Below are 22385 nucleotides of genomic sequence, written 5' to 3' on the forward strand. Positions count from 1 at the left end.
CCCCTCGCCACCGGGCGAGCGCGGTCGGCGTCCGAGCGGCGGCGTCAGCACGGCATCCGCCCGAAGATGATCCGGTCGTCGAGCAGTTGGTAGAGCTGCCCGGTCTCGGCGAATCCCGCCGCGCGCAGGGCGGCGAGGTGGAAGTCGGGATCGACCTTGACGACCGTGTGCTTGTCGGCCCAGACCCTCTCGCGGTCGGCGGCCTCCCGCTCCCAGCCGGGCATCCCCGTGGCGGCGCCCCACCACTCGTCCCAGCCCATCGCCCCGTCGGCGCAGGCCCTGCGCTCGAAGGCGTCGCGGCTCTCCCGCGCGCGGGCGTTCAACCAGGGGTTCCGCACCCCGTCGTAGCCCAGGTGATCGGCGTTGAGGAACAGGGCGCCGGGCCCGAGCAGGCCGGGCAGCCGCTGGTAGAACGCCACCAGCGCGTCGGGATCGAGCCAGTGCAGGGCCGTCGCGCTGAACGCCGCGTCGTACGGGCCGGGGGGCAGCACGGCGACGAGGTCGGGGTCGACGAGGTCGGCCTCGACGAGCCTCAGCCGGTCGCCGAAGCGGTTCGTCTCGCGGGCGAGACGCAGCAGCACGGGGTCGCAGTCGACGGCGACCGCCTCGCCGTCCGGCAGCGCCTCGAGGGCGGCGGAGGCCAGGCTCGCGGGCCCGCAGGCCAGGTCGAGCAGGCGCAGTGGACGTCCCAGTTCGGCGCGCAGCGCCACGAGCGCGTCGGTGATCATGCGGGTGCGCAGCCCGCGGAACTCGATGAAGGCGGTCTGCTGCTCGTGCCATGCGGCGAGCAGTTCATCCGGTGTCATCGGCACTCCTCCCATCGGTCGTCCCCGTGGTCGTGTCCGCGGGGTCGAAGAGCAGACAGGGCCTGCCCCGGTGATCGATCCGTTCCACATGGAGGTGGTAGATCGGGGCGATGCGCTCCGGGGTCAGCACCTCGCCCGGCGCCCCGGCCGCGACGACGCGCCCGTCGGCGAGCAGCGCCACCCGGTCGCAGAACCGCGCGGCCAGGTTGAGGTCGTGCAGCACGATCACCGTCGTGCAGTCGAGCTCGCGCACCAGCTCGAGCAGGGAGAACTGGTGGTGCAGGTCGAGGTGGTTGGTCGGCTCGTCCAGCAGCAGGTGCGTGGCCTGCTGGACGATCGCCCGGGCCACCATCGCCCGCTGCCGCTCGCCGCCGGAGATCCGCGTGATGAGCCGGTCTGCGAGCCCGCCCAGGTCGACGCGGGTCAGCGCGGCGTCCACGAGCTCGGTGTCCCCGGCGTCGCCGTAGTCGAGCATCGAGCTGGACGCCAGGCGCCCCAGCGCGACCGAGTCGCGCACGCTCAGCGGCAGCGCCGTCTCGCTCTCCTGGGCGACGACCGCCACCTGCCGGGCGATCCGGCGGCGCGTCATCCCGGCGATGTCCGCACCGTCGATGAGCACCCGTCCGCCGGCCGCGGCGAGTGCCCGGTTGAGCGAGAGCAGGAAGGTGGTCTTGCCCGAGCCGTTCGGCCCGACGATGCCCACCACCTCGCCGGGGCCGACCGTCAGGTCCACGTCGTGGCAGATCGTCCGGCCGCCCCGGTCTATGGTGACGTGCTCGGCTTGGATCACCGGGCCTCGCCGATGAGCTGCGACAGCCGGACCGCGCCCTGCACCGAGAGCGTGTTCGGCGGGTCGGTGAGGCGGAAGGGCAGGTAGAGCACGTGCCCGTTCTTGACGGCCTGCAGGTCGGCGGAGCCGCTGATGCCGTTGAGGGTCTCTGTGAGCTGTTCGGCCGTCGTGCCGGAGTCGCCCATGAGGATGAGCCACTGCGGGTTGCGGGTGAGCAGGTCCTCCATCGAGGCGTCGAAGACGCGCTCCCGGCTGTCCTCGTAGCTGTTGCGCAGGCCGTTGGCCTCGAAGATCGGCTGGATCATCGAGGAGTTGCCGTAGGCGTAGAAGACGCCGGAGCCGGGCGTCAGGTACAGGGCGGCGGCGCTCTGACCGGCCGCCGGGCCCTGTTGGAGGCCGTCGATCTGGCTGTGGATGTCGTCCATGAGGGCCGGCACCTTGTCGGTGACGCCGAAGATCGTGGCGGTCTTGGTGATCTCCTGCTCGACGTCGTCCCAGCTGGCGCGGTCGAGCGTCAACTCGTCGCAGAAGGCGTCGGGCGCGTAGAGGGGGATGCCCGCGTCTCGCAGCGCATTGCGGTCGGCGCCGCTGTCGTAGCCGATGACCAGGTCGGGGTGCACTGACAGGATCGCCTCGGTCGAGACGACGCGGCCTCCGGTGGAGTTGCCGCTCGACTCGATCTCGGGGATCCGGTCGATGCGCGACTGCAGATCGGGGTCGGCGTCGGCGAAGCCGGGATCGCCGGCGCGGGCGACGACGTGGTCGAGCAGGCCGAGCGAGTCGAGGATCGAGGCGCTCGTCCCGCCGATGACGACGACCCTCTCGGGCGCCTTGTCGAAGGTGAGGCTCTCGGTGCAGCTGGTCACCTGAGCGGGGAAGCCCGCGGCGGAGCCGGATCCGCCGGCCGACGACGCGGCCTTGTCGGCGGCGGACGAGCCGCAGCCGCTGAACACCATCGCCGCGGCGAGCGCCGCGACTGCGGGTGCGAGTCTTTTCATGGTTCCTCCCTTGTGGAATGGGCCGATCGGTTCACCAGGCGGTTCTGCTGCGGCGAATGATGAGGACGAGGAAGGGGGCGCCGACGAGCCCCGTGATGACGCCGAGCGGCAGCTCGGTGGGCGAGAAGACGATGCGCGCCGCGGTGTCGGTCCACACGCAGAACAGCGCCGCGGCCAGCGCCGTGCCCACGACGAGCAGGCGGTGCGAGTGCCCGATGAAGGACCGCATGATGTGCGGGATGATGAGGCCGATGAAGCCGATGCCGCCGGCGCTCGCCACGGCGATGGCGACGGCCGCCGAGACGGGCAGAAGAAGCCAGATGCGGGCCCGGCCCGGCTCGACGCCGACGGACTGGGCGGTGCGGTCGCCGCTGGCCAGCGCGTCGAGCACCGGCCCCAGGACCGCCATGGCGATGGCGAGCAGGCCGGCGGTGACGACGAGGCGGGGCAGGTCGCCGACGCCGATGCGGGCCATCGAGCCGAGCATCCAGAAGGACACCGACTGGCCCGCCTCCGCCGAGTCGGCCGAGAAGATGATGAGGTTCGTCACCGCCTGGAAGCCGAAGCCGACGGCCAGGCCGCCGAGCACCAGGTGCAGCGGGCTGTGGGTGCGTCCGGCGACGGCGAGCACCGCCGCGGTGGCCAGGGAGGCGCCGCCGAAGGCGAGCAGGCCGACGAGACCACCCGAGGAGACGCCGAGGGTGATCATCGCGAGGGCGGCGCCGGTGGAGGCCCCCGAGCTGACGCCCAGGACGTACGGCTCGGCCAACGGGTTGCGGACGATCGCCTGCATGACGACGCCCGACACCCCGAGGATCGCCCCGACCGCCATGGACCCGATGATGCGGGGCAGCCGGGTCCGCCAGACGATGGCGTCGATCGTGCGGTCCCACGTGATGTCCACCGGCAGGCCCGGGACGTGACTCGCGATGACGCCGAAGACGTCGTGCAGGGGCACGGCGGCCGGGCCCATCGCGATGGTGAGCGCAGGCGTGATGACGAGCAGAGCGCCGATGAGGACGATCCGCCGGATCGCCCGGCCGCGCCTCGCCGGGACGACGGGCGCGACCCCGGCGGGAACGGGCAGCACCGCGCCGGCGGTCCGGTCCGCGACGGCACGGCCCATGATGCGCTCCTCGGCGGGACTCGCCCCCGGGGATGCGCGCACGGCAGGGCCTGCGAGCCCCCGCGGGGCACAGCGTGAACCGACGGCGGACACCGCCGGGCCGGCAGGTCTTCGGGCTCATGGGCACTCCGGATCACCCCGGCTTCCTCGACCGCTGCTTCCCGGACCCAAGAGCCCAGTGCACTCGACGCAGCCTCGTTCCCATTGACCGCTGCGGGACAGCTCCGGACTCGCACCGGATTCCCTCTTACGACGATCCGCCGACGCGCACCGGCGACGACGAACCGAACCAGCGGACGTCACATTAGCCACGGCCCGCAGACCGCCATAGCCGAACAAGAAGTGAGAAGCTCACCCGGCCCCCGACGCCCAACAGCCACGACCGACGACCACCCCGAAGACGCTTGACAGACGCCCGGCGAGCAGTGAGAAGCTCATCCTGCCTCCCGGCGCCCACCAACGGCGCACCGCGGAAGACCGGGCAACGGCTCAGGATGGCGGCCGGAGGCGGCCCGTGGCGAGTCCGCCCCGCGGAACGCCGGTCCCGCGGCCCATCAGTGCAGCGGGAGACCGGCCCCGCAGAACACCGGTGCAGCAGACGCCGGTGCAGCAGACGCCGGTGCGGCGGCCCGTCGCCGGCGCGGTGTCAGCCCCGCGGCACGAGGACCGTCGTCGTGCCGCCCGTCTCGTCCACGAGCAGGCCGTCGACGGACGACGTGACGCGCGGCAGGTCCTGGCGCTTCGCGCCATCGGCCGCGTAGACGGCCCAGGTGTCGCCGTCGCCGGCCCGGCCGCGGCGGGTGTAGGTGCGGGCCAGCAGCACCGAGCCGTCGGCGCTCACCAGGTCGACGGAGTCGGCGTCGATGCGGCCGCGCGAGGGCAGCGTCCTGATGCCGGAGCCGGAGCGGACGGCCACGACCCGCCCGGTGGCGTCGACCCCGATCCGGGTGGGCCGGGAGCCCCCGGCGAGCAGATCCTCGCGGGAGTAGAGCAGACGGTCGGAGCCGTAGTCGGGACCCCCCGAGGAGGTGATCCGGCCCTGTTCGGAACCGGTCAGGTCGCGGACCCTCCGGGCCCGCTCATCGCCGGCGTCGTTGGTCGTGAAGCCGTTCCACGCCCACCCGACCGACAGTTCCTGCCCCGAGTGCTCGTACTCGGTGGGTTCGAGCGAGAAGGAGCCCGTGGACAGGTCGACGACGGCGACCTGCGAGTCGGCGTACGAGACGCAGCCGAGGTGGTCGACGAGGAAGCGGCACTGGCCCCACCAGGGCAGGTCGAGCTGCCAGTCGAGGGCGCCGTCGGAGCCGATCGCGCGCACCTGCTCGGTGTCGGAGCCGGCCGCCCCGGTGACGATCAACTCGCCGTCGTGCACGCCGCGGACCTGGAGGAAGGAGAGGGCGTCGGTGCTCTCGTGGACGACCCGCTGCTGCCCCGTGGCGATGTCGACGCCGACGATCTGACCGGTGCCGCCGTTGCGGCGCGCGCAGTAGGCGGAGCCGTCGAGCACGGCGTCGCGGCCCATGCACCGCAGCCCCGTGACCTGCCACCGCTGGGCGCCGGTGGCCGCGTCGAGGCCGGTCAGCGGGGCGGTGCCCTCGTCCTGGCCCGCGCCGGCGCTGCGCTGGACGAGCACCGCCGCCCGGTCCGAGGACACTCCCAGCACCGTCTCGTCGGTCGTCCAGGAATCGTAGCCGTCGGCGTAGCCGGGGTCGAGCCAGTCGCCGACCCGGCCCCGCGGGGAGTAGCCGGCGTCCCGGACGGCGAACTCGGCGGTGCCGGGGCCGCCGAGGAGGATGTCGGCGACGAAGCCCACGACGAGGACGAGGACGACGGCGAGGACGACGGACAGGACCCGCAGGATCCGCAGGACGCGTCCGCTCAGGCCGCGCCGGGCCTGCTCCATCGGCGCCTGGGAATAGTCGAGGAGGCCCCGGCGCGGGCCGTTCGGAAGACGAGGGGGCAGCACCCGGGGCGGCGGCTCCGGGGCGGGGGACTGCTCAGGGTCGTCCTGTGCGCCCTGCTGCTGCGCCATGCTGCATTCTCCAGTACGGGGTGAATCGGGTGAGGGGGGTGTGCACCATCAAACCAGCCCGCTCCGGACGACCACACGCGGGACCCGCACCTTCTTGGGAATCGCCCGAACGCGACGGGGACGATGAGCGGGTCCGCGCGCCGGCGCGCGGACCCGCTCATCATGGGGTTCGACCGGACGGATCACCCGTGCGCATACAGTCTCAGCAACCGCTCGGCCTCGGCCCCGGCCTTCTCACCGGCCGGTTTGAACCACTTGCGCGAGTCGACCAGGTCGGGGTTCGCCGCCAGGGTCTCGCGCACCGATCCGGTGAAGATCCTGTTCAGGTGCGTCGAGACGTTGATCTTGACCATGCCGGCCCCGATGGCGGCGCTCATGCCCGCATCGCTGACGCCCGAGGAGCCGTGGAGCACCAGCGGCACCGGGGCGGCGGCGGCGATCGCCCGGATGAGGTCGGTGTCGAGGGCGGCCGTCCGGGTGACCATCGCGTGCGAGGAGCCGACGGCGACGGCCAGCAGGTCGACGCCGGTGTCGCCCACGAAGGCGGCGGCGTCGCCCGGGTCGGTACGGACCGAGGGGTCGTGGACGCCGTTCTTGCCGCCCACCTCGCCGAGTTCGGCCTCGACCGTCACGCCGGCGGCGTGGCAGAAGTCGACGACCTCGGCGGTCGTGGCGCGGTTGACGTCATCGGGCAGCTTCGAGCCGTCGTACATGACCGAGGTGAACCCCAGCTCGACCGCCTCGTGCACCAGGTCGACGCTCTCGGCGTGGTCGAGGTGGACGACCACCGGCACCCGGGCGGCGCGGGCCGCGACGAGCGTCCCGGTGCCGATCGGGGCCAGTGAGCCGTGGTACTTCACGGCGTTCTCGCTGATCTGCAGGACGACGGGGCGCCCCGCGCGGGTGGCGGCGTCGATGAACATCGTGGCGTTCTCGAGATGGATGACGTTGAAGGCTCCGAGGCCCGTGCGCTCGTTCTGACAGGTGCGGGCGATGCTCGCCAGGTCAGTCAGCATGTTCGTCCTCCGTGACTGTGATGCGCGAGAGCATCTCGCGGTACGTGTTCAGGTCGACCTCGCCGGCGACGGGGCTCAGGACGGCGGCGCCGGACAGGGCGACCGCCTTCGGCAGGGACTGCACCAGCGCCTCGGCCCGGCCGACGGCGTCGGCCGCCGAGCCCTCGTCCAGGCCCGCTGCGAAGGCGGCGACCGCCGCGTCCCCGGCTCCGGTCGGGTTGCCCGACAGGACGCGGGCCGGGGCCGCCGTCCAACGGATGGGGCGGCCGGCCAGGAGCAGCAGCATCCCGTCGGCGCCGAGCGAGACGACGACGGCCGAGGCGCCCTCGTCGAGCAGCGCCCTGGCGCCCGCCACCGGGTCGTCCAGGCCCGTGGCGGCGGCCAGCTCGTCGCGGTTCGGTTTGAGCAGGTCGGCGCCGGCCCGCGCGGCCGCGTGCAGCAACGGCCCTGAGGTGTCGACGATGATCGGCCGGCCTGCGGCCCGGGCGGCGGCGATGACCCCGGACAGGTCCCCGGGACGGGAGCCGGGGGGCATCGAACCGGACACGACCACCGGCCCACTGCCGTCGGCAAGCAGCTCGGCCTGCCGCGTCCAGTCGCCGGCGGTGACGGCGGGGCCCGGCTCGTTGAGCATCGAGGTGTCCTGGGCGTCGACGACGGCGATGGTGCGGCGGGTGGTGCCGTCGATGGGCACCCAGCGCTGGGCGATGCCGGGGTCGATGCGGGTGAGCAGGTCGGCGACGGCCCGCCCGTCGCGGCCGCCGAGGAAGCCGCTGGCCTCGGCGCGGCGGCCGAGTGCGGCGGCGACGCGGGCGACGTTGACGCCCTTGCCGCCGGGGCGCTCGTGCACGGCGCGCACCCGGGTCGTGCGGTGCAGGAGGAGCTCGTCCACCTCGTAGGTCACATCGAGTGCCGGATTCGGCGTGATGGCGGTGATCATCTCAGTGCCCGCTCAGCCGGTAGAGCAGCTTGAGCCGCAGCCCGCCCGGGTCTTCGATGTCCTCGAAGGCCCGGGCGCCGTCGGTGAGCGCGTACTCGCCGGTGACCATCGCCTCGGCATTCACCGCGCCGGAGGCGATGAGACCGATCGCGGCCGACCACTCGTAGCCGGGGAAGGGGGCCGAGTAGCTCATCCACGAGCCGGTCACGGCGAGCTCGCCGCGCAGGATCTTCTCGAAGGTGCTCGGCCCCAGGACCAGGTCGCCGTGCCCGGTGCCGACATAGGACACCTGGCCGTCCTTGGCCACCAGGTCGAGGGTCATCGCCTGGGTGACGGGCGAGCCGGCCGTCTCGATGACGATCTCGGGCGCCTCGTCCGCCACGAGCTCCTCGGTGTCGGTGCCGGCCCGGGCCCCGAGGCCGGCGGCGATCCCGACCTTGGCCGGGTCGATGTCGCAGACCAGGACGCGGGCGCCCTTGGCGCGCAGCACCATGACGGTCATGAGTCCGACGACGCCTGCGCCGAGGACCATCGTCAGGGCGCCGGTGCGCACCCGGGTGCGTTCGACCCCGTGGACGGCCACCGTCAGCGGCTCGACCAGGGCGGCCGCCTCGAGGGACATCGTGTCGGGCACGGGCAGGGCGTTGCGGGCCGGGGCCACCACGTAGTCGGCGAGGGCGCCCTGGCGGCGTGAGCCGATGAAGCCGTAGTCGGTGCACAGGGCCGGGCGGCCCTTCTGGCAGTACGCGCAGTGCCCGCACGGCACGAGCGGCGCCACGGCGACGCGCTCGCCCACTGCGTGGTCGTCCACGCCGGGGCCGAGTGCGGCGATCTCGCCGGAGAACTCGTGGCCGAGCACTTGGGGGAAGGCGTGCACCCCTCCCTCGAAGTAGCGGGGGATGTCGGATCCGCAGATGCCGCACCAGGCGACGCGCACCAGCACCTCGCCCGGCCCCGGCTCCGGGACGGGCAGGGCGACCAGGTCGAGCCGGCGCACCCCGGTCACGGACAGCGCCTGCATGGTCTTCGTCTCGCTCATCGGGCGACCTCGGTTTCCGGTTCGGGCTCGTCGGCGCGGTAGAGGGTGCCGCGGCGGTACTTCACGAAGGTGTAGACCCAGCAGAAGACGTACAGGGCGGCGATGACGGCGAGGCCGACGCCGACCTGGCCGCTCAGACCGCGGGCGAGCAGATAGGTGATGGGGTTGCCGCCCTGGTCGAGCGAGGCGACCTGGGAGGCGTCGCCGAGCTTGTCGGTGACCCGCGCGAGCTCGGTGGTGAGCGGCACCATCCGGTTGGCGATCCAGATCGTCACCGACATGATGAGGGTGCCGCTGAACAGGGTGCGGAAGATGTTGCCCTTGTGGATGCCCACTGCGATGGCGACGAAGAAGCCGATGGTGGCCAGGTCGCCGAACGGCAGGACGCGGTTGCCGGGCATCAGGATGGCGATGACGATGGACAGCGGCACGAAGATCAGGCTGGCCGAGATGACCTGCGGCTGGCCGAGCAGCAGGGCCGGGTCGAGGCCGATCTTGTAGTCGGCGTTCTTGAAGCGCTTCTGCAGCATGTCGCGGGCCGCGTCGGCGATGGGCATGAGGCCCTGCATGATGAGCTTGACGACCATCGGCATGAGCAGCATGACGGCGCCCATCTCGACGGCCAGTTGCAGCGAGTCGCCGATCGGGTAGCCGGCGAGCAGGCCGACGACGAGGCCGAGGAGGGTGCCGATGACGATGGGCTGACCGAAGAAGCCGACCCTCTCCTCGAGGGTCTCGGTGTTGATGGTGACCTTGCGCAGGCCGGGGATCCTCTCGATGAGGTCGTCGATCGGGGCGGCGAAGACGCCCATGACGGCCGAGGTGCCGTGCGGGATGGCGACGCCCTCCAGGCCGAAGTAGTCGTCGGTCACGGCGCCGTACATGTCGCCGAACTTGTAGGCCAGGGCCGCGTGGACGACGACGCCCAGCACGCCGAGCCAGAAGTTTCCGGTGGCCAGCTGGACGATGATGCCGGTGAAGGCCATGTGCCAGATGTTCCAGATGTCCACGTTGAGCACGCGGGTGGTCCGGGTGAGCAGCATGGCGATGTTCACGGCGATGGCGATGGGGATCGAGATGATGCCCATGGTCGAGGCCCAGGCCATCGGTGAGGTGCCGGGCCAGCCGAGGTCGACGATCTCGAGGCTGCCGCCGAAGTTCTCGGCCATGGCCCCTGCGGCCGGGCCCAGCTCGTCGTTCAGCAGGTTGATGACCAGGCTGATGCCGACGAAGCCTGCGCCGATCGTCAGGCCGGCCTGCAGCGACTTGCCGACGCCGCGGCGCAGGATGAGACCCAGGGTGAAGATGATGATGGGCAGCATGACGTTGGCGCCCAGGTCGACGATGTACTGGATCGCGTCGAGGAATGCATTCATTGGGATCATGGTGGAAGTCCTTGTGACGGCCCAGAGGGTCCCCGCAGAGCGCACGGCGGCCGGGGAAGGGCCCCGGGCGGTTCGGGGCGGGGTTCCCCCGCTGGGGCTGCGACTGGCGCAGCGGCGGCCTCGGAACGGCGGCCCTGCGGGGACACGACGGGCGAGGAGGGGCCTCGGCCCTTGGCGCTCAGCCCTGGAGGATCTCCAGGATCGTGGCGTCGGTCTTGTCGGCGCCGATGCCGGAGATGAAGGCGATGCCGTGGACGACGGGCGTGCCGTAGTCACGGGAGACCTTGGCGGTCGTGACGATGAGGTCGGCCTCGGCGGCGCGGCTGCCCAGCTCCGAGATGCGGCACTGCTGGACGTCGGCGTCGATGCCGTTCGCCTTGCACAGCCCGCGGACGTGCTCGGCGGCGACGGTGGAGGTGGCGACGGCGCCACCGCAGGCGACGAGGATCTTCTTCATGATGGTTCTCCTTGTGAATTGTTGGGATCGGGTTGGGACACCGGTCGGCATGGTGGCCGTCCGACCCGACAATGGGCGCACGAACGGCAGCGATGGGCATCCGGCGTGCGGATCAGCGTCGGGAACCGCTGATCCGGGAAAGGGGTTGCGATTCGGTTGGGATCAGGCGTCGAGACCGAAGGCCTCGGACGCGGTGTCGGCGATGACCTGCGGGTCGGTCGTCGACCGGATCGTCTCGAGGAACTCAGGCCTCTGGATGCTCTTGACGATCTTCTGGAGCACCTCGAGGTGCTCGCCGGCGCTGGCCAGGGCCAGCATGAACACGGTGGAGACCTCGACCCGGTCGTCGGCGTCACCACCCATCTCGCGGAATGCGACGGGCTTCGCCAGGGTCGCGATGACGATCGTGTCCTGGTTCACGTGGGAGGCGTCGGTGTGCGGGATGGCCACGCCTCCGGGCACCGGCAGGCCCGTGGGGCAGCCCTCCTCGCGCTCGGCCAGCGCCGCGATGTAGTCGTCCTTGACTCGGCCGTCGGCGAGGAGGGCGCCGCCGAGCTCCTCGAAGACGTCCTGACGGGTCTCGGCGTCGAGCTCGGTGAAGACGTATTCGGGGTCGATGAGGATGCTCATGTCTGTCCTTGGGTCACGTGGATGGTGCAGTGCGAGGATGCGAGGAGCGAGGCGAGCTCGCCCGCCGGCTCACGGTCGGTGACGAGGTCGTCGAGGTCCTCGATGGAGGCCGCGCTGAGGGTCGCCGTGCGGTCGAACTTGGAGTGATCGGCCACGAGGACGACCCGCTGGCAGTGGTCGGCCGCCAACTGGGAGATCGCGTTCTCCACGGCGTCGAAGTTGGTGACGCCGCTGCGGGCGGCGACACCGGCGCAGCCGAAGAAGCCGATGTCGAAGAACAGCCCCTGCATCGCCTTGTCGGTCAGGGGGCCGCCGAGCGAGTTCTCGTTGCGGCGCACCTGCCCGCCGGGAACGACGAGCCGGACGCGCTCGCACGGCAGGAGCGCCGTGATGATCGGCAGCGAGGCGCTGATGACCATGACATCGGGGTCGGAGGCGGCGATGCGCTGGGCGATCTGGAAGGCGGTGGTGCCGTAGTCGAGGTAGATCGAGTTGGCATCCGCAGCCAGACGTGCGGCCTCCTCGGCGATGTCGCGTTTGGCCTGCGCGTTGATCGTCCTGCGGCTCTCGTAGGCGGATTCGCGATTGGACGCGGCGACCGCCCCGCCGTGGACGCGCTCGAGAAGACCGCGCGCGTCGAGCGTGAGGATGTCCTTCCGGATCGTCTCGGCCGAGACGCCGAGCTCGGTGCTCAGCTCGCCGACCTTCACGGACCGCCGGGCACGCACCTGGGCCAGGATCGCCTGACGGCGCTGCGTGGTCTGCATTGGCCCTCCTCGTGCTCCGTTGCCCGGCGTGGTCTCATCATACGCATGATTCCCAATCATTCGCAACCAACTTTCCCATCAATTCCCAATATTTTCCCCAAGGGACCGATGTCAGGGTATCGGTACCGGCGACCCGCACGAGACCGTGACCGACGGAGCCGAACCGGTGACCGCGACTCGGACCCGCCCGCCCCGGCAGGCGCCGCTGCCGCTTCTGCGATCCCGGAACGACGGCGACCCCTCGCTCGCGGAGCGGCCCACGCCGGTCTCGTCCTCGACCCCATCGCCGCGACGATCCCTCCGGCCGCACCGGGGAGAGCGGGCTCCGGCTCGCCTGCCGAGAACGGGCACGTGGCTCGCCTGCCGAGAACGGGCACGTAGCTCGTCCGCCGAGGACGGGCACGTAGCTCGTCCGCCGAGGACGGACACGTAGCATGAGCCCATGTCCTTCACCCTCGGAATCGACATCGGCGGCTCGGGCATCAAGGGCGCCCCGGCCGACCTCGACAAGGGCGAATTCGCTCTGCCCCGCCTGCGCATCCCCACGCCTCAGCCGTCCACGCCGCGGGCCTGCGCGCAGGTCATCGGCGAGATCGCGGATCACTTCGGCGACGAGGCCCCCGGCCCGGTCGGCATCACGGTCCCGGCCCCGGTCATCCACGGCGTCACCCCCTCGATGGCGAACCTCGACCAGAGCTGGACCGGGTTCGCCGCCCAGGACTTCCTCGCCGAGCAGCTGCACCGGCCGGTTCGGCTCGTCAACGACGCCGACGCCGCCGGGATCGCCGAGATGCGCTTCGGCGCGGGCCGCGGCGAGAGCGGCCTGGTCGTCATGACGACGCTCGGCACCGGCATCGGCACCGCCCTGTTCTACGACGGCGTGCTCATCCCCAACAGCGAGCTCGGCCACATGGAGGTCGACGGGCACGACGCCGAGACGCGCGCCTCGTCCGCCCACCGCGAGCGCGAGGGCCTCAGCTGGAAGAAGTGGGCCAAGTCGTTGCAGCGCTACTACGCGGCACTCGAACGGCTGCTGTGCCCCGACCTGTTCATCGTCGGCGGCGGCGTCAGCAAGAAGCACGACCGCTTCCTGCCCCTGCTCGACCTGCGCACGCCCATCGTGCCGGCGCAGCTGCGCAACGAGGCCGGCATCATCGGGGCGGCGCTGGCCGCGGCGCAGGACTGAGGCGCGGCCCCCTCCCGCCCGACGAGGCGGGAGGGGGCATCCGCCGGCCGGCGGGCGCCCCCTCCTCCCGTCCTCCGCCCCCGACCCCTGCAGGCCGCAGCCGAGGCGCCGACCGCGGGCCCTCCGCTCCCGTCTCCGCCCGAGGACGCCGGGGGGACGCCGCCGCGCGCCGTGTCGGCGCGCCGTCGGCTCGAGCGGCGCACGGCCGGGGCCGCGCGCCCGGCTCATGCGAGGGAGCGCGAGGACTCCCGAGGGATGAGGGTGGGGACGGCCACGGCCCGCGAGGGCCCCTCGGCGTCGGACGCCAGCAGGCGCAGCGCCTGGGTCGCCACCTCCGGGAAGGGAACCCGCACCGAGGTGAGGGGCACGGGCAGGGCCGTGGCGACGGGGGTGTCGTTGTAGCCCACGACGGACAGGTCGTCGGGGACGGAGCGCCCCAGCCCGCGCGCCGCGCTCATCACGCCGAGGGCCAGGTCATCGTTGGCGGCGAACACGGCCGTCGTGTCGGGATGCCCGGCCAGGAGCGCCCGGCCCTCCGCCTCACCGGCGTCGTACCCGAAACCGCTCGGGCGCACCAGCCCCTCGTCGACCGCCACGGCCGCCTCCGCCATGGCCCGCCGGTGGCCGGCCAGCCGGCCCCGCGCGGTGGACGCGAAGACCGGCCCCGGCAGCACCCCGATGCGCCGGTGGCCCATGTCGAGCAGATGCCGCGTCGCCAGGTACCCCCCGAGCTCGTCGTCGCAGACGGCCGAGGGGCTCACCCCGTCGGTACGCAGCACCAGCACGTGCGGGACCCCTCGGGCGCGCAGCGAGGCGGTGAGGGCGTCGTCGAGCCTGCTGCCGGCGAGCACCAGACCGTCGACCCGGCGGGCGAGCAGCTGCTCGGCGGCCTGAGGCTCCCGCCCGGGGTCGTCCCCGCACACTGACACGAGCGCGAACTGACCGAGCTGGGCGGCCTCGGCGTAGAGCGCCTCGAACATGAGCGCCATCACCGTGTCGGACAGCCGGGGCACGAGCACGCCGATGGTGCCGCTGCCCCCGCGCCGCAGCGACGACGCGGTGATGTCGCGCTGGTAGCCGAGATCGGCGGCGGCGGCACGGACCCGCTCCGCCGCCGCCGAGCGCGAGAGGGGAAGGCGCTCGTCGAGGGCGCGCGAGGCCGTCGACACGCTCACCCCCGCCTGGGCCGCGACGTCCCTGAGGGTGACTCGTCCATCCATGACCGGCCTCCTGCGACGGCTGCCCCCGCATCATAGCCGCCGGGGAGGACGCCCGACCGGGCCATGACTCCGGCCCCGGGGCGTCCGGCCGCCCTCACCGCACGATCGCGGCGAGGCCGAACCCGAAGAGCACGGACAGGCCCGTCGCCACGAGCCCGGGGATCAGGAAGGGGTGGTCGAAGAAGTGCCCGCCGAGATGGGTCGAGCCGGTGTCGTCGAGGTCGACGGCCGCCAGGAGCGTGGGATAGGTGGGCAGGATGAACAGCGCGGAGGTGGCGGGGAAGCAGGCCACGACGGTGGCGGGCGCAATGCCGATCGCCAGCGCCGTGGGGAACAGCGCCTGGGTGCTGGCGGCCTGGGAGTAGAGCAGGGACGAGGCGACGACCACGACGAGGGCGAAGAGCCAGGGGCTGCCGGCGAGCAGACCGCCCAGGTGGCCCTGGATCCAGTCCTTGTTGGCGGCCATGAAGGTGGTGCCGAGCCAGGCGACGCCGAGGATGCAGGCGCAGGCGTTCATGCCGGTCCGGAAGATGCTCGACCCGGGGACGGCCTTCGGGCTCGCCTTGCAGCACACCAGGATGAGGCCGGCCGCGGCGAGCATCACGCAGATCCGGCACTGCCCGGCGTCCATGACCGGGTCGGCGATGAGGTGCACGCGGTCGGAGATGATGATCGAGTAGACCAGCACCACGACGAGGGCGATGACGAAGATGAGCACGGACAGTCTCGCCCCGGCCCTGAGGGTCACGGCCTCGTGGCTCGCGGGCCTGACCGTCCCCTCCCTCAGACGCTGCTGGTACTCGGGCACCCGGTCGAGGCGGTCGTTGCCGCGGGCCTTGTCCCAGAGCATGAACAGCACGGCCGTCACCATCGTGCCGAGGAGGGTGGCGGGGATGGAGACGAGGATGAGGTCGACGAAACCCCACCCGGTGCCCGTCTTCTGCAACTGGCCCGACAGGAAGACGACCGCGGCGGAGATCGGCGAGGCGGTGATGCCCAGGAGCGAGCCGGCCACGGCCACCGACAGGGAGCGGGTGGGGCGGATGTTGTTGTCCTTCGCGACCTCGACGATGACGGGCATCGTGGCGAACGAGACCTGCCCGGTGCTGGCCATGAAGGTGAGCAGATAGGTGACGAGAGGGGCCAGGACGGCCAGGTACTTCGGATGGCGGCGCAGCAACCGGTCCGTGAGCATCACGAGGTAGTCGATGCCGCCGGCCACCTGCATGGCGGAGGCCGCGTAGATCACCACCATGATGAAGACGATCACCTGCATGGGCAGGTCGCCCGGGTGGGCCCCCAGGAGGCCGAGCACGACGACGCCCGCACCGCCGGCGAAGGCGATGCCGATGCCGCCGATCCATGCTCCGAGGGCGATGAAGACGAGCAGCACGAGGAATTGAACGAGGACCATGACCGGCCTCCTGCCGGGATGATGCGTTGGTGCGTGCGCACGGGGCGCGGGCTCCGTGCGCCGGGGCCCCGCCGGCCCCGACAGCGCTGACGGGGCCACGGGCGGAGGAAACGGGAGAAGGTGAGAGGCGAGGGGCCCGGACGGCCCCGGGCCCGGGAGCGGCGGGTGAGCGCAGCGGTGCGACCACCCGCCGCCCGGGGACTCAGGCGGGGATCTCGGCCCTGCCGAGCCCGGCGGCCCTCAACGCGTCCGCGATCTCCTCGTGGGCGCCCGCGGGCAGCGGCTGCAGGGGCGAGCGCACGGTGGCGGTCTCGAGCACGCCGCGGGCCACGAGGGCCTCCTTGAGCGCGACGGTGCCCTCCATGTGCGAGCCGCGGTGGTAGATGGTCCTCGTGACGGGGAAGAGCCGGTCGTGGACGGCGCGGGCGGCCGGGTAGTCCCTGGCCTTGCCCGCGGCGAGCAGCTTCACGAGCAGTTCCGAGGCCACGTTGCCGTACCCGACGAGGCAGCCGTCCACGTCGAAGATGGTGTGCAGCAGGTACTCGTCGTGGCAGGTGAGGAACTGCAGATCGGGGTTGGCCTTCCTGATGATCGGCACCTCGGTGTCCCAGCGCACCATGTTGCGCACCCCGCACTTCTCGGCGAAGACGCCGGGCTGGGCAGCGATCTCGAGCTGGGTGTCGAGGTCGTAGCAGGCCTTGGTGACGTCGGGGTACTGGAACAGGATGCACTCCAGACCGGCCTCCTCGTAGATGGCGCGGTAGCGGTCCTGCGGCGCCCCCTTCTGGAAGCCGAAGCGCAGCCAGCCGTGCGGCGGGTAGACGAGCGCCGCCTTCGCGCCGGCCCTGACGGCGCACTTGGACTCCTCGACGGCGACGGCCGTGCCCTCCAGCGAGATGCCGGCGACGACGGGCAGCCGGCCATCGGTGGAGGCGACGAAGGCCTCGATCACCCTGCTCTTCTCGTCCTGCGACAGGAAGGTCCCCTCGCCGGCATGACCGAGCACGACGAGCGACGTCACGCCGTCGATGCTGCCGAGCCAGCTCCCCAGGCGCTTGATGGCGGCGTAGTCCACCTCGCCGTCGGGGGTGAAGGGCGTGACCGGGGCCGGATTGATTCCACGCATGTCAATGGGCATTGTGCTCCTCCTCGAGCGATCGACGTCCCGCTGGGATCCATCCTCCGAAGACCGTGACGGAATCGTTTGCGGGAACGTTTTTAACATAGCGTCCGCAAGCCCGTCCCGGCAAGAGCCGGTGGCGAACCGATTCGCCGTCGGGTCATCCCAGAGCCCTCCCGAACCGGAGCCCGGCAAGGGCGAGGACTGATCCGTGGCAGTGAGAGACGCAACGGCTCCCGGCCGGCGTCGGCGCAGGCCTTCTGAGGCGCCCCGTGCCGACGGGGCGGGCGCGGCCCGCCCCTCAACCCGACGACTGGCCCTTTTCCGACCCTCTTCACCGGTGAGGCGGGGCGAGTCAGGGCCCCACGGTCGAGCGCCTCCCGGGTCCCTGTGCCGGTGGAGCGAACTCCTTTGGCCACCAGGCTTCGCCGAGCTCGGGCCCCGTGCCGGTGGAGCGGGCGCGAGCACTGTCCCGGACGACTGCGCCGCAACGATGGGGCCGTCATGATGAGCACGGTGTTCGCCGCGGGGACAACCGTCCCCGCCTCGGTCCCAGTGACGCCGTCCGCCCCTGCACGGGGCCCATGGGGCCGGCAGCGATCCGCCGTGCGCGCTGTGCGGGGGATGAGCGGGAACGCCAAGCCCCGGGTCCCGCAGGCCCGACTGCTACACCGCATGGAGCACGTCTCCACTGGATGAGCAGGAACGTCAAACCCCGGTCCTGTGAGAACTGGTTCGTCTGGCGCCGGTGGTTGCCAGCCGGGTCGGTCGATGGCCTGGTCGTCGATGCCGTGAGGACGGAGGCGCTCCAGCGGGACAGGTCGGCGCCCTTGGGGAAGTGCGCCGTTGGGGAAGTACTGGCGCAGGAGCCCGTTGGTGTTCTCATTGGTGGGGCGCCGCCAAGGGCAGTGAGGATCGGCGAGATAGACCCTCGTGCCCGTCCGAAGGCGCACGTGACGCACGCGGAGAGCCGCAGAGAGCTCTTCGCCGCGGTCACAGGTGATGGTCTTGCGCGGCTGCTGGGGCAGGGCCGTGAACGAGGCGGCCAGCGCCGACGGTTGCGGGCGGCGTAAAGGGTTGACGAGGCGATCTGCAGCCCTGGGCCGGTCCAGGACCCGGCAGATCGGCTCGACCACAGGCTCCGCCCTGTTGTCGTCGATGAACTCCACCGGCGGTCAGGCCCCGCCCGGGCGAACCATGCGCTCGCTCTCCGCAGGATCCTTCAGCCCGTGAAGCCCGCGCGGGCCTTCTTCCCCCACTCCCCGTCCCGCTGAGCGTCCTTGCTCGTCGTCCCGGACCCACGCCCCGTCGGTCTCAGCTCCTCCAGCTCACGCGCGAAGCGCCTCTGGGCGGACGCCCGAGCCGTTAGCAGCCCTACGGGACCGCGCCCCTGAACCCCTCAGGGTCCCGACACGCTTCCATGGCCATCCGCGTGACCCACTTCCGCAACCCCTGACATTTCCCCGATGCACCCGTGGCAGCGATACGCCCGTACGCCCACCAACCCCCACCAGACCCGGAGCAACACAGGCACTGACGTTCCCGGACGTTTCACGTGAATCATGTTCCACGCGAGTCATGTCGGAGCCTTGACGGCGAACTTGGGCGCGCATACAATGCGATGAGTTCGTTGTCGCGATCAACCAAACCACCAGCCGAATGGGGGTCGTCGAGATGAGGACTTGTGCGCTCGCGCGCCGTGCTCGGCCCCTGCCACTTCCATCTCCACCCCGCAGCGTCGTCCGACGGATCCCCGTCCCTTCCTCGATCAAGGAAGTGTAGCCGTGTTCATTTCGGTCAGCGGAGTGTCAAAGAGCTACGGCAGGGGTTCCAGCTATGTGAAAGTTCTCGATGATGTCGAGCTCGAGGTCGATCAAGGCGAGATCATCGTGGTCCTCGGAGCCAGCGGATCAGGAAAGTCAACCCTCCTCAACTGCATCGGCGGCCTCGACCAACCCGATGAGGGCCGCATCGAGGTGGCTGGCAAGGAGATCACAGGCCGATCGCGGCACGATCTTGCCGAGTACCGACGCAGGAACGTCGGCTTCATCTTCCAGCTGTACAACCTGATACCCAACCTCACGGTGGAAGAGAACATCCAAGTGTGCGAGAACTTGACGGACGATCCTCTCCAGCTCGACGAACTCCTTGAGATGCTGGGAATGAAGGAACACGCCCGCAAGTTCCCTTCCCAACTGTCGGGAGGTCAACAGCAGCGCTGTGCGATCGCCCGGGCCCTGATAAAACGGCCACAACTCCTTCTGTGCGACGAACCCACTGGGGCGTTGGACTCCCGCACCTCAGTCGATGTCCTGGAGCTTCTCACCCGGGTCAACACCGAGACCGGCGCGACGTTGTGCATCGTCACTCACAACAGCGAGATCGCCACCATGGGTGACACCGTGATCAGGTTGCAGGACGGCAGGATCATCGAGAGGCAGCACAACGACACCCGCACCCCTGTGAAGGAACCGTGATGTTGAGCACATGGTTGCGTAGATCCTTTCGTGAGATTCGACAGAACGCGCTGCGCTATGGCGCGGTGTTTCTCTTGGTCGCAGGCGCTACCGGCGTCATGCTCGCGATCCAGACCTCCTCCGGATCGGTGATCACGACCGTCGAGGGCTTCCGATCCGCGGCGAACATCGAGGATGGCGAGTTCGAGACGCGGGCCGCGCTTTCGGACACCCAGCTGGCATCGCTCAAGGATCGGGGCGTCACCTTGGAGGCGCAGCCGTGGACGGACTCGGGTGGGCCCGCCGACAGCACGGTTCGTCTGCAGCCTGTTCGCGACACGATCAACAAGATCCAGCTGAGCGAAGGGCGTCTTCCGGTGTCCTCCGATGACCTCGTGCTCGAGAAGCTGTATGCAAACGCGCACGGACTGGTGACAGGCGACTCCATCCAACTGGCGGGCAGGACCTTCACCATCACGGGGATCGGATCGACCCCCGATTACTCGTATGTCATCCCCAGCGTCACCTCGTCCTCGACGACGCCCGAATCATTCGGTACTGCCTTTGTGACTCATCAGGGCTTCGACGCGGTCGCGACCGGCAACCAGGCCCCGACGTACAGCTACGCGTACCGGCTCACCGACTCGACGACCTCCGACGAGCTGAGGAGCCAACTGCTCGAGATGACCGTCGAACCCGACGAGATCTCGAATCCGGCGCTACGCGACACGGTCGAGGAGCAGCAGGACAAGCGCACAAGGCTCGGCGACGCCGTCAAGAGCCTGGCGGAGGGGGCTCGCGCTGCAGCGGCCGCCTCTCCGGGCGCCAGCGAGTCGCTGCAAAGCGTAAGCGACGCCCAGGACGGTTTGCAGAAGTACCTCGACGAGACGGCGACCGTCGAGATCCCGATGCTGGCAGACTTCCAGCCCGCCGACACCAACCCGCGGATCATCACTGTGACAAACGACGCAGCCGTCAACAGGACGACCGCCCTCTTTGCGGGCGTCCTCGTTCTGCTCCTCGCCGCCTACGTACTGACCGCCTTTGCCATCGACAATCTCGAGCAGGACAGCGCATCGATCGGCGCACTGTCAGCGATAGGGTTGCGGCCGCGCGAGCTGATGTTCCAGTACCTCATGCCGCCCCTCGTGGTCGTCATGCTGGCCTGCGTCGTCGGGACCCTCGTGGGCAGTCTGGGGGCACAGGCCTTCAACGATTTCGCCCAGCTCACCGCCTACTACTCGGTGCCATCCCCCTCGCCGCAGCTCGACTTCGTCATGCTGCTCATCGGGCTGGTCGCAGCACCTGTGTTGGTGGCGATCGTCGTCTCAGTGCAGCTGCGTCACAAGCTGTCAACGAGTCCCTTGGACCTGCTCCGCCGCACCCCGTCCCAGAAGGTGGGAGGCAAGGGCCTGTCCCTCACCGGGTGGTCGTTCGGGTCGAGATTCCGCACGCGTCAGGCGCTGCGGGAATCACGATCGTACGTCATCATGGCGGTCGGACTCCTGCTGGCGGTGATTCTCATGGTGTTCGGGTTCGGCATGCAGAACAGCATCAGCGCGTATGAGTCGAGGGTCAGCAACGACCTGAAGTTCGACAACATGTACATGCTGCAGGTGCCGGAGACCGACGTGCCCGAAGGTGCGGAGCCGGCCTTGGCAACGAGCCTGGCATTCGGGGACGAAGCGCAGGCAGATGTGACCCTCCTCGGGGTGTCAGAGAACAGCCGCTACTTCGATTTCACGCTCGATGAAGCCTCGGAAAATGACGTGGCGGTCTCTGATGGGCTGGCCAACCGTTATGGTCTGCAGAAAGGCGACACGGTGTTCCTCACCGATCCGGTCAAGGGCGCCTCCTACCGTGTGACCGTGTCGCAGATCGTCCCCTACGCAGCGGGGCTGTACCTCTTCCAGCCGATCGCGGACACCCGCAAACTGCTCGGCGAGGCCGACGACTACTACAACGTTGCCCTCAGCACCCGATCTCTCAACTTCAGTGAGGGACGAGTGGGGGAGACAGTGACGCGCGCAGACGTGGTTCGGGGAGCTGAGGGGACGGTGAGGATGACAACTCCGATAGTGTCTGTTCTGGTGATCCTTTCGATAGCCGTCTTCTGCATCGTACTCACACTCTTCATTCGGATGATGATCGACCGCGACACCTACAGCATCGCCCTGATGAAATCGTTCGGTTATCGCGAAGGGGAGATCGCCAAGTTGTATCTCAACAACTACACTTCGGTGGCGGCGCTGTCGCTGGTGCTGGGCATTCCGCTGGGGCTGGTCTCCCTCACCCCCGTATGGCGAACCATCATCTCGTCCATACCGATGGGCGCCCCGTTCCAACTCGGCTGGACAGCGGCTCTCACGATCATCGGGATCATTGCGCTCTCTTACGTGGTCGTCTACATCGGTGCCAGGATCAAGCTGGCCAGGATCGAGGTGACCGAGATCCTCAGGGACAGGGAGTGAGCCTGGCTTGGAACTACGGCCCCCAGCCCCGCTGCTCCTTCGCCAGTGATCGCGGCGGGAGCAGCGATCGGCCGCTCGTACTTCACTCGTCGCGTTGCCGGCTATTCGTAATATGGCCGTCATGAGACGGGGCCGTGTTTCGTGGGTTCCCTGTGCCGTTTCGGATGCGGTGGGGGCGTGCGGGTCGGGGTCGCCCCGGAGGAGACCGCCGTCCTGGTCGGGGGGAGGAGGCGTTCCGGCAGTCGCGTGCTCGCCGGGATGAAGGCCGAGGCGGTCCTGCACGCCTCCCGTGGCGTCGATGCGGGCGTCATCGCTGGGATGGTCGAGCGGGCGGAGAGGACGGTGCAGGAACGGCCGGCCGACTGGCGGGCCACCAGGATGCGCCGGGTCCCGGCCGGGCACGCGGGGAACCAGGACGCGCCCGGAAGCAGGAACCCGAGACCATCCTGGCCCGGCCGCCCTCCCGGACGGGCGCCCGCGCCGGGTTCCGGGACGCCCCGGCGATACGCGACGTCGTGAAGATCCTGTCCGA

19 protein-coding genes, 1 pseudogene, 1 riboswitch and 1 other annotated feature are annotated in these 22385 nt (G+C 70.4%); of the genes and pseudogenes, 4 read left to right on the top strand and 16 right to left on the bottom strand.

The features are described 5' to 3' along the window. Positions 1 to 44: 44 nt before the first annotated feature. The 12 genes from EGX94_RS05430 to EGX94_RS05485 form a co-directional block, all read right to left on the bottom strand. On the bottom strand, positions 45 to 806 hold the full coding sequence (locus EGX94_RS05430; protein ID WP_021798011.1) for a class I SAM-dependent methyltransferase: 762 nt from the start codon (positions 804 to 806) through the stop codon (positions 45 to 47). Next, positions 793 to 1596 (bottom strand): ABC transporter ATP-binding protein, encoded by an 804-nt coding sequence (locus EGX94_RS05435; RefSeq protein ID WP_021798036.1) that lies wholly within the window; start codon positions 1594 to 1596, stop codon positions 793 to 795. Before EGX94_RS05435 ends, EGX94_RS05430 begins: the two co-directional genes overlap by 14 nt. Further along, positions 1593 to 2594 (bottom strand): ABC transporter substrate-binding protein, encoded by a 1002-nt coding sequence (locus EGX94_RS05440; protein ID WP_021798024.1) that lies wholly within the window; start codon positions 2592 to 2594, stop codon positions 1593 to 1595. Before EGX94_RS05440 ends, EGX94_RS05435 begins: the two co-directional genes overlap by 4 nt. A 31-nt stretch (positions 2595 to 2625) precedes the next feature. Next, positions 2626 to 3720 carry a FecCD family ABC transporter permease gene (locus tag EGX94_RS05445; RefSeq protein WP_021798023.1) on the bottom strand — a complete coding sequence of 365 codons (1095 nt, stop codon included), beginning with the start codon at positions 3718 to 3720 and terminating at the stop codon, positions 2626 to 2628. An 85-nt stretch (positions 3721 to 3805) separates the two neighbouring features. Further along, a riboswitch (cobalamin riboswitch) is annotated at positions 3806 to 4024 on the bottom strand. Between the two features lie 342 nt (positions 4025 to 4366). Further along, positions 4367 to 5752 (bottom strand): hypothetical protein, encoded by a 1386-nt coding sequence (locus tag EGX94_RS05450; protein ID WP_021798040.1) that lies wholly within the window; start codon positions 5750 to 5752, stop codon positions 4367 to 4369. A gap of 182 nt (positions 5753 to 5934) precedes the next feature. Then, positions 5935 to 6768, bottom strand: coding sequence for a class II fructose-bisphosphate aldolase (locus EGX94_RS05455; protein WP_021798031.1), 834 nt, complete (start codon positions 6766 to 6768; stop codon positions 5935 to 5937). After that, positions 6758 to 7708, bottom strand: coding sequence for a 1-phosphofructokinase family hexose kinase (locus EGX94_RS05460; RefSeq protein ID WP_021798014.1), 951 nt, complete (start codon positions 7706 to 7708; stop codon positions 6758 to 6760). Before EGX94_RS05460 ends, EGX94_RS05455 begins: the two co-directional genes overlap by 11 nt. A 1-nt stretch (position 7709) precedes the next feature. Beyond that, on the bottom strand, positions 7710 to 8747 hold the full coding sequence (locus tag EGX94_RS05465) for a galactitol-1-phosphate 5-dehydrogenase (RefSeq protein ID WP_021798028.1): 1038 nt from the start codon (positions 8745 to 8747) through the stop codon (positions 7710 to 7712). Beyond that, positions 8744 to 10123, bottom strand: a complete 1380-nt coding sequence (locus tag EGX94_RS05470; protein WP_043122248.1) for a PTS galactitol transporter subunit IIC — start codon at positions 10121 to 10123, stop codon at positions 8744 to 8746. The genes EGX94_RS05465 and EGX94_RS05470 overlap by 4 nt, the downstream gene beginning before the upstream one ends. A 187-nt stretch (positions 10124 to 10310) precedes the next feature. Continuing rightward, entirely contained in the window at positions 10311 to 10589 is a 279-nt protein-coding gene (gatB, locus tag EGX94_RS05475) for a PTS galactitol transporter subunit IIB (RefSeq protein ID WP_043122250.1), read from the bottom strand. 162 nt (positions 10590 to 10751) lie between these two features. Then, positions 10752 to 11219: a PTS sugar transporter subunit IIA gene (locus EGX94_RS05480; protein WP_021798038.1), complete on the bottom strand. Its 468-nt coding sequence runs from the start codon at positions 11217 to 11219 to the stop codon at positions 10752 to 10754. Continuing rightward, positions 11216 to 11986, bottom strand: a complete 771-nt coding sequence (locus EGX94_RS05485; RefSeq protein WP_021798034.1) for a DeoR/GlpR family DNA-binding transcription regulator — start codon at positions 11984 to 11986, stop codon at positions 11216 to 11218. The genes EGX94_RS05480 and EGX94_RS05485 overlap by 4 nt, the downstream gene beginning before the upstream one ends. A gap of 442 nt (positions 11987 to 12428) precedes the next feature. Between EGX94_RS05485 and ppgK the strand changes: the two genes are divergently transcribed. After that, positions 12429 to 13172, top strand: a complete 744-nt coding sequence (ppgK, locus tag EGX94_RS05490) for a polyphosphate--glucose phosphotransferase (protein WP_021798021.1) — start codon at positions 12429 to 12431, stop codon at positions 13170 to 13172. Between the two features lie 224 nt (positions 13173 to 13396). Here ppgK and EGX94_RS05495 read toward each other — a convergent pair whose 3' ends face one another. The 4 genes and pseudogenes from EGX94_RS05495 to EGX94_RS05510 form a co-directional block, all read right to left on the bottom strand. Further along, complete coding sequence (locus EGX94_RS05495; RefSeq protein WP_021796883.1) at positions 13397 to 14392, bottom strand: LacI family DNA-binding transcriptional regulator; 996 nt, start codon at positions 14390 to 14392, stop codon at positions 13397 to 13399. 94 nt (positions 14393 to 14486) lie between these two features. Then, complete coding sequence (locus tag EGX94_RS05500; RefSeq protein WP_021796884.1) at positions 14487 to 15806, bottom strand: anaerobic C4-dicarboxylate transporter family protein; 1320 nt, start codon at positions 15804 to 15806, stop codon at positions 14487 to 14489. A gap of 202 nt (positions 15807 to 16008) precedes the next feature. After that, positions 16009 to 16944, bottom strand: coding sequence for a dihydrodipicolinate synthase family protein (locus tag EGX94_RS05505; RefSeq protein WP_021796872.1), 936 nt, complete (start codon positions 16942 to 16944; stop codon positions 16009 to 16011). Between the two features lie 769 nt (positions 16945 to 17713). Continuing rightward, positions 17714 to 17981 (bottom strand): annotated as a pseudogene (locus EGX94_RS05510) (IS30 family transposase); the annotation flags it as partial. A 26-nt stretch (positions 17982 to 18007) separates the two neighbouring features. Further along, positions 18008 to 18128: a sequence feature (AL1L pseudoknot), on the bottom strand. Between the two features lie 582 nt (positions 18129 to 18710). Between EGX94_RS05510 and EGX94_RS05515 the strand changes: the two are divergent. From EGX94_RS05515 to EGX94_RS05525, 3 genes are all read left to right on the top strand, one after another. Then, positions 18711 to 19403 (top strand): ABC transporter ATP-binding protein, encoded by a 693-nt coding sequence (locus EGX94_RS05515; protein ID WP_021796868.1) that lies wholly within the window; start codon positions 18711 to 18713, stop codon positions 19401 to 19403. Beyond that, positions 19403 to 21853: an ABC transporter permease gene (locus tag EGX94_RS05520; protein WP_021796876.1), complete on the top strand. Its 2451-nt coding sequence runs from the start codon at positions 19403 to 19405 to the stop codon at positions 21851 to 21853. Before EGX94_RS05515 ends, EGX94_RS05520 begins: the two co-directional genes overlap by 1 nt. Positions 21854 to 22030: 177 nt before the next feature. Beyond that, entirely contained in the window at positions 22031 to 22372 is a 342-nt protein-coding gene (locus EGX94_RS05525) for a hypothetical protein (RefSeq protein WP_043120622.1), read from the top strand. Positions 22373 to 22385 lie beyond the last annotated feature (13 nt).

Source organism: Propionibacterium acidifaciens (assembly GCF_003798325.1).
GTDB lineage: Bacteria > Actinomycetota > Actinomycetes > Propionibacteriales > Propionibacteriaceae > Propionibacterium > Propionibacterium acidifaciens.